The organism is Cellulomonas septica, assembly GCF_012396155.1.
Taxonomy (GTDB): Bacteria; Actinomycetota; Actinomycetes; order Actinomycetales; family Cellulomonadaceae; genus Cellulomonas; species Cellulomonas septica.
Genome location: NZ_JAAXOY010000713.1, coordinates 1 through 1766 on the forward strand (window position 1 = coordinate 1; position 1766 = coordinate 1766).

Here is a 1766-nt window from a genome sequence, read left to right on the forward strand (position 1 = left end):
GACGGCCTCCGGCCCGGGCGGGAACAGGCCGACGGCGGTCGTCGCGGCGTCGGCCGCGAGCGCGCGGGCACGGTCGAGGGCCTCGTCGAGGGTGTCGCCGCCGACCTCGACCATGAGCCAGCCGCCGCCCGGGGGCAGGTCCGGCACGGCCGCGGCACCCTTGACGCGCCGCACGACGTCGACCAGGCGCGAATCCATGCCCTCGATCGCGAGCGGGCCGTGCGCGAGCAGCGCGGGGACGGCGTCGGCGGCCGTCGGCATGTCCGGGTAGCCCAGCACGACGAGCACGGGGGCCGCCGCGACGGGGACCAGGCGGACCGTCGCGCCGAGCAGCGTCGACACGGTGCCCTCGGTGCCGACCAGGGCCTTCGCCAGGTCCGTCCCGCGCTCCGGGAGCAGGTGCTCGAGCGAGTAGCCCGACACCTGGCGGCCGAACCGGCCGAGCTCGGTGCGGATGACGTCGAGGTTGCTGCGGACGAGCGCGTCGAGACCGGGGACCGCGTCGAGCGCGCCGGCGCCGCTGCGCGCCTCGAACCGGCGGCCCGTGCCGTCGATCGCGTCGAGCGCGAGCACGTTGTCCGCGGTGCGCCCGTAGGCGACCGCGCGCGGGCCGCACGCGTTGTTGCCGATCATCCCGCCGAGGGTCGCGCGGGTCCACGTCGACGGGTCCGGGCCGAACCGCAGGCCGTGCGGCGCCGCCGCCTTCTGCACGGTCGCCATGATCACGCCCGGCTCGACGCGCGCCGTGCGTGCCTCGGGGTCGATCTCGAGCACGCGGTTCACGTGCCGCGAGAAGTCGAGCACGATCCCCGTGCCGACCGAGTTGCCCGCGACCGACGTGCCACCGCCGCGCGACGTCAGCGGGACGCCCAGCGTGCGGGACACCTCCGCGGCGGCGAGCACGTCGTCGACGTCCCGCGGGAACGCGACGACCTGCGGGACCACCCGGTAGTTCGACGCGTCGGTCGAGTACTCCGCGCGGCGGCGCGAGGTGTCGTCGACGTCGCCGCGCAGCGCGGACCGCAGGGCGTGCACGACGTCGTCGGTACGCACGGCGGAGTCGGTCGTGGCGGTCACGGGTGCAGTGTCGCACCGCGTGCCCGGGACCCCGCGCCCCGCCCCGCAGGCTGGGACGGGGCCGGGGGCCGACGGTCAGTCGAGGGCCGCGTCCAGGGTGATCTCCGTGCCCGTGAGGGCCTTGCTCACCGGGCAGCCCGTCTTGGCGGCGTCGGCGGCGCGCTGGAACCCGTCCGCGTCGAGGCCCTCGACCTCGCCGCGGACCGTCAGGTGGATGCCGCTGATGCGGAAACCGCCCGCGGGGTCGGGGCGCAGCGTCACGTCGGCGGTCACCTGCAGCGCGACGGGCGTGCCGCCCGCCTCGGCGATGACCGCGGACAGCTGCATCGCGAAGCACGACGAGTGCGCGGCGGCGATGAGCTCCTCGGGGCTCGTCGTGCCGCCCGCGTCCTCCGCGGCGCGCTTGGGGAACGAGACGTCGTACGTGCCGACGCCCGAGCTCGTCAGCTCGACCTGGCCGCCGCCCTCCATGAGCGTGCCGTTCCAGGCGGTGCGTGCGGTGCGCGTGGGCATGCGGTCTCCTCGGTGTCGTGGCGCGGTGCGCCGGCCCGGCGCACCGCGTCCCACGCTAGGAGCCCGGGCGACGGATCGCGCGCGGTCCCGACCTCCCGGACGCAGGTGCAGGTCAGCGCGCCCGCTCGAGGTGCCCGGCGACGATCTGCGTCGGTGCGCCCGCCTCGCGCAGCGCC

Annotated in this window: 2 protein-coding genes; both read right to left on the bottom strand. The window is 76.8% G+C overall.

Going from position 1 to position 1766, the window contains the following annotated elements:
* Positions 1-1077: FAD-binding protein (locus HGA02_RS18460; RefSeq protein WP_168680771.1), on the bottom strand; the 1077-nt coding region annotated here is incomplete at its 3' end.
* A gap of 75 nt (positions 1078-1152) precedes the next feature.
* Positions 1153-1590, bottom strand: a complete 438-nt coding sequence (locus HGA02_RS18465) for an OsmC family protein (protein ID WP_168680772.1) — start codon at positions 1588-1590, stop codon at positions 1153-1155.
* Between the last annotated feature and the right edge of the window lie 176 nt (positions 1591-1766).